Raw genomic sequence first — 14,349 nt, 5'->3', positions numbered from 1 at the left:
TAAATTAGACCCCATGGTGCCAAAGAATTCGCGGCGCGGGGGCTGGACCTCGTGGATCAACCGCAAGCTTCTTCCTCTGATCGGTCCGCCTCCTCTCGGCCCCTATCCCGTGATCGTGGCGGCCGACGTGGAGGAGCAGAAGGCACGCGCGGTCTGCCCCATTTGCGGCGCGCTCATGTCGCTCCACGAGGTTGATCGCTCGGGGGAGCGCACCCAGATTTTTCACCCCACGGCGGAGCAGATCCGCGAACAGTCGGCGTCGCCCGAGAGTTGAACGCGTCGGCCGACTCTGTGTTCACGCATCAGGTTGTTTACTCATGCTCTCATGAGGTTGTTTACAACGTGTCTTACGACGTTGTTTACACTCGTGCTCGCGACGTTGTTTACATCCGATCTCATGACGTTGATGACACCCGGTGGCGGGCCGCGCAGCCGCCGGGTGCGACCGGGCGGTGCGGCTATTCCTCGGGGAAGTGCTCGAGTTCATACGACAAATGCTTGCTCAGCCATGCTGGTTTGGGGTCACGTATTTTGGCTCCTCTCACCTGCCAAAGCGCGACCTGGTCCCGCGTGGACGCGGTCTGCAACGGCAACGGGAAATAGATGCTCTCGTCGCCGCTGCTCCTGTCGAACATCGCGTATTCAGTCTCGGAGCTGACAACCTCGTAGCTGCCCACCAGATGGGTCGGGACCTTGATTCTCAGGCCCCGGAAGTAGATCTGCGGGTTGGTGCGGGTGATGACGACCTCGTCGGAGCCGTCACGCAGTCTGCCGCCGCGCGGCGCCAGCTGTTCGCTCTGCGCGAGTGTGGCCGCGGGCAGAGCCTCGGCACTGTTACTGTCGGGTTCAGCTGCCTGCTTGGCCAGTGATTTGTCCCGGTAGGCGTCGGCACGCGCTTGAAGTTCCTTATGACTGATCGGTGTTCCGTCCGAGGGCTGGTGTTCGGCCGCGTCCCAGGCCTGGCCCGGTGTCATAGAGCCGGGCAACGCTTGGTGCCGGCGACGGTAGTTGTAATAGTTGCGGTAATCCACGATGAGGGTGGCGAGCTGTTCGAGGCTCTCCGGGGCGCGGGCATCGAGGAACCGCAGCAGCGTTTGGTGGCTGCGTTCGTTTTTCCCTTGCGTCTGCGGGTGGCCGCCCCGGCCGCTGATCCCCAAGCACCCACGGTCGGCCAGGAAGCGTTCCGTCGCCGAGATGTTGCCGCGCCGGCTCTGGTTGAAAGCGGTCCCGTTGTCGCTGAGTAACTCTTTGGGCACGCCGTGATCGTCGATCGCGGCGCTCAGGGTGATGATGGCGTCGGTGCCGTTCTCGGGCTCGGCGAAGCACATACTGCCCACGTCGAAACGGGTGGAATCATCCAGCAGCTGGTAGACCGTCACTTTCGGGGCCAGCTTGGTCGCCAGGCGATACTCGAATGCATCCAGCTGCCACATCTCCATCGCCGGCGAGCGCGCGAAGCGCAGCCAAGCCGTCCGTGGCCGTTTACGCGGGTTGGAGTTCGTCACGCCGGATGATGACAGGATCCGGGCGATGGTCGCCACCGACGGAACCGGTTGACTGAATTCATTCGTGTCCACACCGGTGAACCAGATCGATTTGGGACCGTTATCCCAGCCCTCCTTTTTCAGCCGAGCACGGATGCGCAGGACAATTTCCGTCGTCTTCTTGTCGAACGTCCGCACGGGATTCTTCGGGGCCGACGAGTGCGGATTCAGCGCCTTATTTCCCTCCTGGAGGAAGCGTCGCCGGATGTTATAAAACGACGGCCGGCTGATATTCAGGCGTTGGCAGAGTTCGGAGATACTGGGGCCATCGGCGGCAAGAGGATCAAATTCGATGATCTGGCGGCGGACGGAAGGTGGAAGAGATTTGGGCACTCTCCATCAAAACCGAGGCCACGTGAGGATCCCGTCCACCGCTCAACGTGTATGCAAGGTCGTGAGACATCCTGTAAACAACGTCCTGAGACATAGTGTCAACAAGGTGGTGAGACAGGCTGTAAACACTGTGCTGAGACAACACACGCGTCGGCCGACTCTGGTCAGTACCAGAAGATGGCGAGCCACTCGGGGTGGTGGGCATGCACAATCACCAAAAAAACCATGGCGTCAAAGAGCAGATGCACGCAAACCACGTAGGTGAGCGATCGCGTGAGCGCGAACGTATACCCCTGCAGGAGCGCGAATGGGAACGTCATCAACGGACCCCAGCTTTGGTAGCCGAGTTCCCAGAGAAAAGACGTGAAGATCACGGCCTGCAGCAGGTTGGCCTGCCAATCCGGAAAATGGCGTCGGAGCAGGGTAAAAATCGTACAAATGAAGAAGAGTTCGTCCCAGATACCCACGAAACCCACGCCCACAAACAGCCGGGCGATCTCGTCGGGCGCGGTCACCGCGGGCCAGTTGAGGTACGCACCCGAGCCGATGAAGTACCACGGCAGAATCAGGTAGCCGAGAAGCAGCACCAGCGGGAGATATGCCCGTTCCAGCATGGACCAGCGTTGCCCCGTGCGAATGGGAAAACGAATGGCGTGGTCGCGGTACGCATAGCGCGAGAGCAGATACGGCACGAGCACGGAGAGGCTCAAAACCACACCCATCAGCGCCATATTGGGGTAATCAATATTGGCCTCGACCGAGATGGTGCTCACGATGCCGAGCCCGATGGCGATCAGCACTAGGTCACGAAAGAGCGCACGGTTCAGTACGAAGGCCAGCGCGAGCGCCACGGCCAGTGTGAGATAGCCGGGTATCGGCATCCGGAGGCCGAAGAGCAGCACAGCGGATGCGCTCACCAGCGCCGCCGGAATCAGCCCCCACGACGCGCGCGGTCGCGTTTGTGCACTCACCGTGGTGCCCGCGTTGGTCGACGTTCTAGCCATGCTCTAGCCTAACCAGCGGAGTGGATGCCCGCTGCGCGCGTTAGGTTGGAATGGTGCCCACTTCACCGAGTGACCTTGACCCCCGTGCCCTGCTGCAGCACCTCGTGCGCATTGATTCCGTTAACTCGGATCTCGTCCCCGGCGCGGCCGGCGAGGGGGAACTCGCGCTGTGGTGCGCCGACTGGCTGATCAGCCAGGGTTTTGCGGTGAGCCTACTCGAAGCGCGTCTCGGTCGACCCTCGGTCGTGGGTATCAAACGTGGCACCGGCGACGGTCGCTCTCTCATGCTCAACGCCCATCTCGACACGGTGGGTGTGGCTACCTACGAGGGTGACCCGTTCAGCGGGGACCTCGTTGATGGCCGAATCTACGGCCGCGGCGCAATCGACACCAAGAGCGGGCTGGCGGCCATTCTGGTGGCGGCGGCCCGGGCATCCGCTCTGCCGCTGTCGGGCGACATTGTGGTGACGCTCGTGGCCGACGAGGAGTTCGGCAGCCTCGGTACCGAAGAGGTGCTGCGCACCTACCGGGCGGATGCCGCCATTATCGTGGAGCCGAGCAACCTCGAGCTCACGACAGCCCACCGCGGGTTTGCCTGGTTTGATCTCACCCTCACGGGCCTTGCGGCGCACGGATCGCAGCCGGCCCTCGGGGTAGATGCGATTGCGCACGCCGGCCTCGTGCTGCAGGCGCTCGATGCCCTGCGCGACCGGTTGGAATCCGGCCCCGCGCACCCCACGCTGGGCCACGGCGCGGTGCGGGTGTCGAAAATCAGCGGCGGCGACGATGCCGCAACGGTGGCAGCGAGCTGCGTCCTCACCCTCGAGCGCCGCATGCTGCCGGGGGAGTCGCCGAGCCAGGTGGAGGCCGAGCTGCGGGCACTGCTGGTGGACCTTGCAAACCGGGTGCCCGATTTTCAGTTCGACCTCACGTGTGTGGTGGCGCGGGCGGCCTTTGAAGCGCTCGCGGACTGGCCGATCGTGCGGGAGCTCACCGCCAGTGCAGCTCGAACACTGGGGCACGAACCGGCCACACGCGGTGAGCCGTTTTGGACCGACGCCGGCCTCGTGCTGGAGGCGGGAATTCCGTGTGTGGTCTTTGGCGCGACCGGCGACGGGCTACATGCCGACACGGAATGGGTCGAGGCGGCATCCGTCGTGGCCCTCACCGACATTCTCGAGGGCACCATCGCCTCGTGGTGCCGCTAACGATCTAACCCTCAGCGGATGCGTTCGGCCGGCTCGTCGATGCCGGGCGTCGTCGGCGCGGGGCGCGTGATCGCGAAGAAGGGGATCGTGATATGGCAGAGCGGTCCGATCAGCACCGCGAACAGCACGGTTCCCACCCCCACGTTTCCGCCGAGCACCCAACCGATGGACAGCACGATCACCTCGAGCCCGGTGCGGACGATCCAGATGCGCCAGCCGGTGCGCTGGTGGAGGCCGGTCATCAGGCCGTCGCGGGGGCCCGGGCCAAAGTGCGCGCCAATGTACAGGCCGGTGGCCACGGCAATGAGCACGAGCCCCGCCGTAAAGAGCAGCACGCGCACCCACAGGTCGAGGCCCTCCGGAATAACCAGTAGTCCCACGTCGGCGGAGGGACCCACGAGCAGTGCGTTCAAGACCGTGCCGATGCCGAGCTTCTGACGAATGGGAATCCACAGCAGCAGAACCACCGCACTGACCAGAATGGTGACGAGGCCGAACCTGAGACCCGTCTGGGCAGCGATACCCTGCGCGAGCACGTCCCAGGGGGCCACGCCAATGGCGCCGCGCACAATCAACGCGATGCCTATTCCGTAGAGGAAAAGGCCAATAAACAGTTGCGTGAGGCGGCGGGTCATGAAACTCAATCCAATGGCATAACCGGTGGGTTATCAAGTCGCCGTTCCCCAGGCGGCCCCGTCGGGGGGAGGGTGTCGGCTCACCTTGATTTCGCAGGGACCGCGGGTAAGACTGTGTCAGTGTATTTTCTTGCGGTTCTGAGCATGCGGAATAGGGCGCTCATCGCCCTCATCACCATCGTCGCGGCCGTCTTCGGCGGCCTCGCCCTCACCAGTCTGAAGCAGGAGCTGATTCCGTCCCTGCAGTTGCCGCAACTGCTCATTTCCACGAGCTATCCCGGCGCCTCGCCCGAGGTGGTAAACGACGACCTCTCGACCCCGATCGAGACGGCCATTCAGGGTCTGGTCGGCCTCGAATCCACCTCCACCACGAGCAGCACCAATTCCTCCCTCGTGAGTGCCACCTTCACGTACGGAACCGACCTCGTGAAGGCCGAATCCAAGATCACCCAGGCCATCGCGCGCATCAAGACCGTCCTCCCCGAGGGTGTTGACCCGCAGGTAATTAGTGGAAGCATCGACGACTTCCCCATCATTTCCCTCGCCGTGGCCGGTGGTGACCCGGCAACCCTCGCCGATGAGCTGAAGCGCAGCGTGCTCGGCGACATTCGCGATGTGCCCGGCGTGCGCGAGGCCGCGCTGGCGGGCGACGTGGGCCAACGCGTCACCATCATTCCGGACACCACCACGCTCACCGAGCGCGGTCTCACCACTCAGGCCATCCGGGACGCGCTGCAGCAAAACGGCGCGTTCATTCCGGCCGGTGCTCTCACCGAGGGCGACACCACGCTGAGCGTGCAGGCGGGAACCAAGCTCCTTACGGTCAATGACGTCTCCGCGTTGCCGTTGCTCGGTCGCGCCGGTGCAGCGACTGCCGCCACGGCCGATGCCGCCACGGCCGATGCCGCCACCGATCCAGCTGCTGCCGCCGCGGCTGCCCAGGCCCAGGCGGATGCCGCCCCGCCGACGATCGGCGACGTCGCCAGTGTGGCGCTCACCGAGAATCCGGTGCAGAGCATCTCCCGGGTCAACGGTGAACCGGCTCTCACGATCTCCGTCACCAAGGTGCCGGCGGCGAATACCGTTGACGTGTCCACGGCTGTGCGTGCCATCCTGCCCGCGCTGGAGGACGCTGTTCCCGGCGCCACCTTAACCGTGGTCTTTGACCAGGCACCGTTCATTCAGGAGTCCATCGAGGCTCTCACCCAGGAGGGAACGCTCGGGTTGCTCTTCGCCGTGCTGGTCATCCTGGTGTTCCTGCTGTCGGTGCGCGCCACCCTCGTGACGGCCATCTCCATTCCCACAAGTGTGCTGATCACCTTCATCGCGCTGCAAGCCGTGGGGTATTCGCTCAATATCATCACTCTCGGGGCGCTCACCATCGCCATCGGTCGTGTCGTCGATGACTCGATCGTGGTGATTGAGAACATTAAGCGGCACCTGGTGCCGGGCGTCGACCGGGCGGAGACGATTGTCTACGCGGTCCGGGAAGTGGCCGGTGCCATCACGGCGTCAACGATCACCACCGTGACCGTGTTCTTGCCGATCGCCTTTGTGGGCGGGTCAACGGGCGAGCTGTTCCGCCCGTTCGCCCTCACGGTGACGATTGCTTTGCTGGCATCGCTGCTCGTGGCCCTCACCATTGTTCCCGTGCTCGCGTACTGGTTTTTGCGCGTGCCCGTGCCGAAGGTCGTCGCGGCAATCGACCCCGCTCCGGTATCCGCGAGTGCGGTGCTCGCGGGCACGGTGGCAGCCGAGGCGGCAAAAACCGCGGCGCAGAACCCGCCCGCGGCGGTGGCCACCCTCGAGGGGCCACGGCCCGGTGACGCGGGGGACGGCGACGTTGCACCCACGAGCGCACCGCCGGCCACCCGGCACACCCGGCATGCGGCATCCGCTGACGAACAGTTCGGTGGAGCGCCGGAAGAACTCGAGAATCCGAACCGCCTCCAGCGTGGCTACCTGCCCGTCCTGGGCTGGACCCTGCGGCACGCCGTCGCCACCCTGCTGCTCGCCGTTCTCGTGCTGGGTGGAACCGTGGCGCTGCTGCCGTTCATGAAGGTGAACTTCCTGGGGTCAACCGGGCAAGACACCTTCCGCGTGAGCCAGACCCTGCCGGTGGGGTCGAGCCTGGCCGCGCAGGATGAGGCTTCCACGAGTGTTGAACAGGCCCTCCGCGACGTCGACGGTGTCGACATTGTGCAGGTGTCGATTGGCGGTGGGTTTGGTGCAGAAAGTGCGTTCTCCGGTGGCGCGCCGTCATCGAACGTGGTCACCTACTCCGTGACCACGGCCGATTCCGCCGATGCCGACGCGGTGCAGGCCACGACCCGCGAGACCCTGGGGGCACTCACCGACGTGGGTGACATTTCGGTGGCCGCGGCAAGCGGCTTTGGGTCCTCCAGCGATATTGAGGTGAACGTGACGGCCGCAACGGATGCCGACCTGCAGACCGCCACGCAGGCCATTGCCGCTGCGGTAGCCACGCAGAGTTCTATTACGCAGAGCTCGGATACCCTCGCCGCCTCACGCCCCTACATTGCGGTGACCATCGACCGCACGGCGGCCGCACAGGCCGGACTCAGCGAATTCGCCCTCGGCACACTGGTCTCGCAGGCCATGCAGCCGAGCGTGGTGGGTACCATCGTCATCAACCAGACAAGCCTCTCCATCTACCTGCAGTCCGCCGCCTCCCCGGCAACCACGGCCGAGCTGTCGGCGCTGGAGATTCCCACCACCACCGGCCTCGTGGCCCTCGATACCCTCGCCGCCGTGGAGCAGGTGAATGGACCCGCCGCCATCACCACGGCCAAGGGACTGCGCACCGCCACGGTCTCGGCCACCCCCGACAGCAACGACCTGGGGACGGCCAACGCCCAGCTGGCCACCGTGCTCACCGACACCACGCTTCCGTCGGGTGCCACGGCAACCCTCGGTGGTGTCACCAGCGACCAAACGGATGCCTTCCGCCAACTCGGCATCGCCCTCCTGGTGGCCATCCTCATCGTCTACATCGTCATGGTGGCTACGTTCCGATCCCTGCTGCAGCCTCTGCTGCTGCTCGTATCGATTCCCTTCGCGGCTACCGGGGCGATTGCGTTGCAGGTGATCACGGGCATCCCGCTCGGTGTGCCGTCGCTGATCGGTGTGCTCATGCTGATTGGAATCGTGGTGACGAACGCCATTGTGCTGGTCGACCTCGTGAACCAGTACCGACGCCGGGGTCTGAACGTGCGGGATGCCCTCGTGAACGGTGCCTCCCGCCGGTTGCGTCCCATTCTGATGACCGCGCTCGCCACGATCTTCGCCCTGCTGCCCATGGCGCTGGGTCTCACGGGCTCGGGCGGGTTCATCTCGCAACCTCTGGCCCTGGTGGTCATTGGCGGGCTGGTCTCCTCCACAGTGCTCACGCTCGTGGTGCTTCCGGTGCTCTACCTCGTGGTAGAGGGCGGGCGGGAGCGCCGGGCCGAACGCCGCGCCGGGAAGCTCTCGGGTGCGGTGGTTAGGCTCAACGCATGACTACTCCCGACTTCGTGCTCGAGCTGCGCGAGCATATTGGCCACGCACCCCTCTGGTTGACCGGCATCACGGCCGTTGTTCTCCGCGGTGATGAGGTGCTGCTGGTGCGTCGCGCCGACACTCTGGAGTGGTCGCCCGTCACAGGAATCATCGATCCCGGTGAGGAACCCGCCGACGCCGCGGTGCGTGAGGTGCGGGAAGAGGCCGACGTGGTGGTCAAGGCGGTACGCCTGGTCTGGGCGCACGTGCTGGAGCCGATCACCTACGACAACGGTGATGCGGCCCAGTATCTTGATCTTGTTTTCGCCTGCAACTGGCTGAACGGTGACCCGGCTCCGGCCGATGGGGAGAACCTCGAGGCAGCCTGGTGGCCACTGGCCGAACTTCCGCCGCTGAGCGAGAGCTGCGAGCGACGCATCCGTTTGGCCGCTGAATCGTTTGGTCCGGCGCTCTTCACTCAGCTCCTGCCCGTGGCTCTGCCCGAGGTCGTCTGACGCTTCGCGCTTAGCCTAGAGTGCCGGTGATGTGCGCGGCGGCATCGCGCACCGCGCCGCTCTGCACGAGGCCTACGACACCCTCGATCTCGGGCGATAGAAAGCGATCGTGGCCGGGACCGGCGGCCACGGTGCGCACGACTCGGCGTACGGCATCCGTTGCGGCCCCCGGCGAAACCGGGGCTCGCAGGTCGATCGAACGGGCGGCGGTCATGATCTCGATCGCGAGCACGCGGCCGAGGCCGTCGAGGGAGCGGCGCAGTTTGCGGGCGGCGTGCCAGCCCATCGACACGTGGTCCTCCTGCATGGCCGAGGAGGGGATGGAATCAACCGATGCGGGCGCGGCGAGACGCTTGAGCTCGGAGACGATCCCGGCGGCGGTGTACTGCGCAATCATCAGGCCGGAGTCAACGCCCACCTCGTGTGCGAGAAACGGCGGGAGGCCCTTGTTACGGCTGGCGTCGAGGTGCCGGTCGGTGCGGCGCTCGCTCATGCTCGCCACATCGGCGGCGGCGATCGCCAAAAAATCGAGCACGTAGGCCACGGGGGCGCCATGGAAGTTTCCGTTGGACTCGATGCGGCCATCGAGGGTGACCACCGGGTTATCCACGGCGCTCGCCAGCTCACGCTCGGCAATTCGAGCCGCGTGGTCGGCGGTATCACGGGCGGCCCCGTGCACCTGGGGTGCGCAGCGCAGGGAGTAGGCGTCCTGCACCGTGGGATCCTCGGGGCCGGCGTGGCTGGCGAGTAGCGGCGACCCGGCGAGCAGACGCCGCAGGTTCGTGGCGCTCACGGCCTGACCGAGCTGGGGCCGCAGGGCGTGCAGGTCGGCGGCGAAGGTCGCATCCGTTCCGAGAAGCGCCTCGATGCTCATGGCCGCGGCAATGTCGGCGGTCTGCATCAGCATGGCGAGGTCGTCGAGGGCGAGCACGAGCATGCCCAGCATGCCGTCGGTGCCGTTGATGAGGGCGAGTCCCTCCTTTTCGGCCAACACCACGGGGGTGATGCCGGCTGCGGTGAGGGCGCGGGCGGCGCTCATGGGGGTGCCGGCGGCATCGCGCACATCACCCTCACCCATCACCACGAGGGCGCAGTGGGCGAGGGGAGCGAGGTCCCCGGAACAGCCGAGCGAGCCGTACTCCCGCACCACGGGGGTGATGCCGGCATTGAGGAGGGCCGCGTACACGGCGATGGTTTCGGGCCTCACGCCGGTGCGCCCGGTCATGAGGGTGGAGAGGCGGAGCAGCATGAGGGCGCGCACTACCTCACGCTCCACCTCGGGTCCGCTGCCGGCGGCGTGCGAGCGCACGAGGCTCGCCTGCAGCTGTGCCCGGCGATCGGCGGTGATGAACGTGGTGGCGAGGGCGCCGAAGCCGGTGGAGATGCCGTAATGCGGATTCGCGTCGCTCGCCAGATTGTCGATGATCAGCCGAGTGGCGGCCACACCCTCGAGCGCGCGCGGGTCAAGATCGATCCGCGCGTTGTGCCGGGCCACGGCCACGACGTCGGCGAACGACACCGCGCCGACGCCGATGCGAACGGATGCCGCGGGCGCGGACGATAGCAGGGCAGCGGAGGCGTGGGGCTGGTTCATGTTCTTGATTCCACACCCTTTTGTGCGGCAAAAGTTGGTGCTACTGTCGGAACAGTCCGGGATACCGGACACTTGTGGGCAGGGGCCTCATGGACGCGCGCAACGCCGGGGCGACGGCTTCGACCAGTGCCACCGCACGCCTCCGCTCGGCCGCACCGCCGAAGGTTCCGGCGGCCGACAGCACCCTGCGCATCCTCTCGCACCTCGCCGCCCAGCGCGGGCCGGTTGCGGCCAGCGCCATTGCCACGGCGCTGGATCTGCCGCGCTCCACGGTGTACCAGCTGCTCGCCGTGCTGGCCGAGCGCGGTTTCGTGCTGCATCTGCCCGAGGAACGGCGCTACGGACTCGGGGTGGCCGCGTTCGAGCTCAGCAGTGGTTTCTCCCGGCAACAACCCTTGTCGCACCTGGGCCGGCCGCTGATTGCTCAGCTGGTGGACCGCCTCGGCGAGAGCGCTCACCTCGTGGTTTTGCACGGACGCGACGTGATCTACCTCGTGGAGGAGCGCGCGCCGCGCCGCCCGTCACTCGTGTCCGACGTGGGGGTGCGGCTGCCGAGTCACCTCACCGCCAGCGGTCGAGCCATGCTCGCGGCGCTCCCGGCTCCGCAGCTGCGGGCACTATTTCCAAACGCCGCGGCCTTCTCCACCCGGCACGGGCAGGGTCCGCGCACGTCGGGGGAGCTGCGCCGGCTTCTGGAGCAGGTGCGAACGCGGGGTTTCGCCGAGGAGGACGGTGAGATTACGCCGGGCATCGCATCCGTTGCCGTGGTGGTGCGAGACCACGCGGGCTGGCCTGCGGCCGCGATTGCGGTGACCTTTGCGCGCCTCGATGTGGCAGCGGATGCCTGGCCCGCGCTCGCCGCGCAGCTCGCCGGCACCGCGGCCGAACTGTCCCGGCGCATCCGCGGCCGCGCTGTCTGAGCGTCGCTGCGCTGCCCGTCGGCACGCCCCACGCGTGGCCGCGCCCCACATCGGTGGCCGCTACGCCGGTTACCGTGGCGGCCACCCGTTTCCGGCGCGGCGGCGCGCAAGAACCGTAGCGGCCACCCGTTTCGGGTGCGGTCCTACAGGTTTTTTGCGAAGCAGACGCTGAACTCGTCGCCCACGTAGGGTCCAAATGCCGGCGTGCGCTCGTAACCCACACGGGCATAGAACGACAGCGCGGCGTCGTGTCGCGACCCTGTCTCCAGCCGCAGTTGGCGGATGCCGCGGCCAGCGGCATCCGTTTCGATGCGGTTGAGCAGCTGGCGGGCCAGACCTAGACCACGCGCGGACGGGCGCACGAACATGCTCTTGAGCTCCACCGTGTCAGTGTCAAGGGGCACGACCGCGGCAATGCCGATCGCGTCGCCGGTGTCAGCGCGGGCGACGTACACCCGAACACCCGGAAGTTCGAGCTGCTCGAGACTCAGTAGATAGTTGTTTTCTTCCGGATAGAGGGCGAGCGTGAACTCGGAGCTGAGTCGCAGCAGCGCTCTCACATCGCTCTGGCGAGGCGGTTCGATGGAGATGGTGACGGGCATAGTTCAGAGTAGAGCAGAACGAACCCGCACTATAGCGTGACATTTGCGGCCCTGTCGTGTAGCGTAGGCAGGTCGGCTCTTGACACCGCGCTGTGCGTGGATGGGTTTGTAAGTCAAGTTGGGCCGGTTTCCCAGTAATCCGCTGGTGAAAAATCACTGTATGTGAACGGCCCCGGCCATAGACTGCCCGGGTTCTCAGTTACGTCGCATGTGCGATGTTGTTCTGCCATGTACTGAACACAACCCAGGAATATTCCTATGCCCCAGAGCAAGAACAATTACGATCCGAAGTACGCCGGCAAGACCGGCCCCAACCGTGGCGGATCAAACAACCAGGGCAGCAAGAGCCCCAGCCACCGCGGCTTCAAGGCTGACGAGGGTGCCCCCAAGAAGCAGCGTTGGAACGCCGACGAGCGCGCCTCCCGTGCAGCCGAGCGTCCCGCGAGCGATCGCGGCAGCTACGGCGACCGTCCCTCCTATGGCGCACGCTCCGACCGCCCGGCCACCGGCCAGCGCACCGAGCGTCCTGCCTACAACAACGACCGCAACAACGAGCGTCCCGCTCGCGGTGGAGACCGCCCGTCGTACAACGACCGCGCTCCCCGTGGCGACCGTCCCTCGTACGGTAACGACCGTCCCTCTTACAACAACGACCGTCCGGCTCGCACCGAGCGTCCCTCGTACGGCGACCGTGCCCCGCGCACCGACCGTCCCGCGTACAACAACGACCGTCCGTCGTACAACGACCGCAACAGCGACCGTCCCGCACGTCCCTCGTACGCCGACCGCGCTCCCCGCACGGACCGTCCGGCCTACAACAACGACCGTCCGGCCCGCACGGAGCGTCCGTCCTACGGTGACCGCGCCCCGCGCACGGATCGTCCGGCCTACAACAACGATCGTCCCTCCTACAACAGCGACCGTCCGGCTCGCACGGAGCGTCCGTCCTACGGCGACCGCGCTCCGCGCACGGATCGTCCGGCCTACAACAACGACCGCCCGGCTCGCACCGAGCGTCCGTCGTATGGTGACCGTGCCGAGCGCACCGAGCGTCCCTCCTACGGTGACCGCGCTCCGCGCACGGATCGTCCGGCCTACAACAACGACCGCCCGGCTCGCACCGAGCGTCCGTCCTACGGTGACCGCGCCGAGCGCGCTCCCCGCAACTTCGACCGCAACGACCGCCCGGCACGTGGCGACTCCGGCGACAGCACGTTCTACCCGAAGCGCTCCGAGAACGGCGTCAAGCCGTCCTTCGCCGGTGGCGACGATGTGGTTCTTGAGCGTCTCGAAGCCATCGCAACGACGGCGTCTGACGTTGTCGGCGTAACGTTTGGCGACCTGGGCCTCGGCGAGAACATCGTTCGCGAACTCGCGACCCTGGGCGCTCCGTCCCCGTTCCCGATCCAGGCTGCAACCATCCCCGACGTTCTCGCCGGGCGCGACGTTCTCGGCCGTGGCAAGACCGGCTCGGGCAAGACCATCGCCTTCGCCGCTCCCATGGTGGAGAAGCTCATGGAGAACAACGGCGCCAAGGACCGCAAGCACGCTCGCAAGCCGCGCGCGCTCATCCTGGCCCCCACCCGCGAGCTCGCGCTGCAGATTGACCGCACCGTGCAGCCGATCGCGCGCAGCGTTGGACTCTTCACCACGCAGATCTATGGAGGCGTTCCCCAGTACCGTCAGGTCAGCGCCCTCCAGCGCGGCGTGGACATCATTGTGGGCACCGCCGGTCGCATCGAGGACCTCATGGAGCAGGGTCGTCTCGACCTCTCCGAGGTTGTCATCACGGTCCTCGACGAGGCCGACTACATGTGCGACCTCGGGTTCCTTGAGCCCGTTCAGCGCATCCTCCGCGCCACCAAGGCCGGCGGCCAGAAGCTGCTCTTCTCCGCAACCCTCGACAAGGGTGTTGCCTCGCTGGTCAAGGAATTCCTGACCAACCCGGCCGTGCACGAGGTCGCTGGTGAAGACCAGGCCTCCTCCACGATCGACCACCAGGTTCTCGTCATCGAGCACCGCGACAAGAGCCGTATCATCGAAGAGCTCGTCAACCGCGAGGGCAAGACGCTCATCTTCAGCCGCACCCGTGCATACGCCGAGCAGCTCGCCGAGCAGCTCGAAGATGCCGGAGTGAAGGCCACCAGCCTGCACGGTGACCTCAACCAGGCTCGTCGTACCCGCAACCTCCAGATGCTCACCAGCGGACGTGTCAACGTTCTGGTGGCCACGGACGTCGCGGCTCGCGGAATCCACGTTGACGATATCGACCTGGTCATTCAGGCCGACGCTCCCGACGAGTACAAGACCTACCTGCACCGCGCTGGCCGTACGGGCCGTGCGGGCAAGACCGGTACCGTAGTGACGCTCATCCCCAAGCAGCGCAAGCGCCGCATGGACGAGCTGCTCGACCGCGCCGAGATTGACGCCAGCTACACGTCTGCCGCTCCCGGCGACCAGGCTGTGCGCGCGCTCGCGAGTATCTAGCATCCGCTT

11 protein-coding genes are annotated in these 14,349 nt (G+C 66.0%); 6 read left to right on the top strand and 5 right to left on the bottom strand.

Annotated elements, in window-relative coordinates; translation table 11 throughout:
• Positions 1-13: 13 nt before the first annotated feature.
• On the top strand, positions 14-274 hold the full coding sequence (locus H4V99_RS15270) for a hypothetical protein (RefSeq protein WP_280679723.1): 261 nt from the start codon (positions 14-16) through the stop codon (positions 272-274).
• 184 nt (positions 275-458) lie between these two features.
• On the opposite strand, the gene H4V99_RS15265 is transcribed toward H4V99_RS15270, so the two are convergent.
• Positions 459-1,877: an integrase core domain-containing protein gene (locus H4V99_RS15265; protein WP_280676793.1), complete on the bottom strand. Its 1,419-nt coding sequence runs from the start codon at positions 1,875-1,877 to the stop codon at positions 459-461.
• A 164-nt stretch (positions 1,878-2,041) separates the two neighbouring features.
• The gene (locus H4V99_RS15260) at positions 2,042-2,881 is read right to left on the bottom strand and encodes a CPBP family intramembrane metalloprotease (protein ID WP_280679721.1); all 840 of its coding nucleotides are present in this window, start codon (positions 2,879-2,881) and stop codon (positions 2,042-2,044) included.
• Between the two features lie 50 nt (positions 2,882-2,931).
• Between H4V99_RS15260 and H4V99_RS15255 the strand changes: the two genes are divergently transcribed.
• Positions 2,932-4,089 (top strand): M20/M25/M40 family metallo-hydrolase, encoded by a 1,158-nt coding sequence (locus tag H4V99_RS15255; protein ID WP_280679719.1) that lies wholly within the window; start codon positions 2,932-2,934, stop codon positions 4,087-4,089.
• 11 nt (positions 4,090-4,100) lie between these two features.
• Here H4V99_RS15255 and H4V99_RS15250 read toward each other — a convergent pair whose 3' ends face one another.
• Positions 4,101-4,724 carry a hypothetical protein gene (locus tag H4V99_RS15250; protein ID WP_280679717.1) on the bottom strand — a complete coding sequence of 208 codons (624 nt, stop codon included), beginning with the start codon at positions 4,722-4,724 and terminating at the stop codon, positions 4,101-4,103.
• A 120-nt stretch (positions 4,725-4,844) separates the two neighbouring features.
• On the opposite strand from H4V99_RS15250, the gene H4V99_RS15245 reads away from it, so the two are divergent.
• Positions 4,845-8,243 (top strand): efflux RND transporter permease subunit, encoded by a 3,399-nt coding sequence (locus tag H4V99_RS15245; RefSeq protein WP_280679715.1) that lies wholly within the window; start codon positions 4,845-4,847, stop codon positions 8,241-8,243.
• Positions 8,240-8,737: an NUDIX domain-containing protein gene (locus H4V99_RS15240; protein WP_280679713.1), complete on the top strand. Its 498-nt coding sequence runs from the start codon at positions 8,240-8,242 to the stop codon at positions 8,735-8,737. The genes H4V99_RS15245 and H4V99_RS15240 overlap by 4 nt, the downstream gene beginning before the upstream one ends.
• Positions 8,738-8,747: 10 nt before the next feature.
• Here the strand turns inward: H4V99_RS15240 and hutH are convergent, their stop codons facing one another.
• Positions 8,748-10,331 carry a histidine ammonia-lyase gene (gene hutH / locus H4V99_RS15235; RefSeq protein ID WP_280679711.1) on the bottom strand — a complete coding sequence of 528 codons (1,584 nt, stop codon included), beginning with the start codon at positions 10,329-10,331 and terminating at the stop codon, positions 8,748-8,750.
• Positions 10,332-10,420: 89 nt separating this feature from the next.
• On the opposite strand from hutH, the gene H4V99_RS15230 reads away from it, so the two are divergent.
• Positions 10,421-11,251 carry an IclR family transcriptional regulator gene (locus H4V99_RS15230; RefSeq protein ID WP_280679709.1) on the top strand — a complete coding sequence of 277 codons (831 nt, stop codon included), beginning with the start codon at positions 10,421-10,423 and terminating at the stop codon, positions 11,249-11,251.
• A 143-nt stretch (positions 11,252-11,394) separates the two neighbouring features.
• On the opposite strand, the gene H4V99_RS15225 is transcribed toward H4V99_RS15230, so the two are convergent.
• Positions 11,395-11,853, bottom strand: a complete 459-nt coding sequence (locus H4V99_RS15225; RefSeq protein WP_280679707.1) for a GNAT family N-acetyltransferase — start codon at positions 11,851-11,853, stop codon at positions 11,395-11,397.
• Positions 11,854-12,111: 258 nt separating this feature from the next.
• Between H4V99_RS15225 and H4V99_RS15220 the strand changes: the two genes are divergently transcribed.
• Positions 12,112-14,340, top strand: a complete 2,229-nt coding sequence (locus tag H4V99_RS15220; RefSeq protein ID WP_280679705.1) for a DEAD/DEAH box helicase — start codon at positions 12,112-12,114, stop codon at positions 14,338-14,340.
• Positions 14,341-14,349: the final 9 nt, after the last annotated feature.

The sequence above is a fragment of the Cryobacterium sp. CG_9.6 genome (genome assembly GCF_029893365.1).
GTDB lineage: Bacteria > Actinomycetota > Actinomycetes > Actinomycetales > Microbacteriaceae > Cryobacterium.
Note: the sequence above shows the minus strand (reverse complement) of the source record. Positions and strands in the feature narration are given on the sequence as shown.

Excerpts from the sequence above, each read along its gene's own strand:
- H4V99_RS15240 (WP_280679713.1), top strand. The coding sequence starts at position 8,240 with ATGACTACTCCCGACTTCGTGCTCGAGCTGCGCGAGCATATTGGCCAC.
- H4V99_RS15255 (WP_280679719.1), top strand. The coding sequence starts at position 2,932 with ATGGTGCCCACTTCACCGAGTGACCTTGACCCCCGTGCCCTGCTGCAG.
- H4V99_RS15220 (WP_280679705.1), top strand. The coding sequence starts at position 12,112 with ATGCCCCAGAGCAAGAACAATTACGATCCGAAGTACGCCGGCAAGACC.
- H4V99_RS15225 (WP_280679707.1), bottom strand. The coding sequence starts at position 11,853 with ATGCCCGTCACCATCTCCATCGAACCGCCTCGCCAGAGCGATGTGAGA.
- H4V99_RS15230 (WP_280679709.1), top strand. The coding sequence starts at position 10,421 with ATGGACGCGCGCAACGCCGGGGCGACGGCTTCGACCAGTGCCACCGCA.
- H4V99_RS15250 (WP_280679717.1), bottom strand. The coding sequence starts at position 4,724 with ATGACCCGCCGCCTCACGCAACTGTTTATTGGCCTTTTCCTCTACGGA.
- H4V99_RS15260 (WP_280679721.1), bottom strand. The coding sequence starts at position 2,881 with ATGGCTAGAACGTCGACCAACGCGGGCACCACGGTGAGTGCACAAACG.
- hutH (WP_280679711.1), bottom strand. The coding sequence starts at position 10,331 with ATGAACCAGCCCCACGCCTCCGCTGCCCTGCTATCGTCCGCGCCCGCG.
- H4V99_RS15270 (WP_280679723.1), top strand. The coding sequence starts at position 14 with ATGGTGCCAAAGAATTCGCGGCGCGGGGGCTGGACCTCGTGGATCAAC.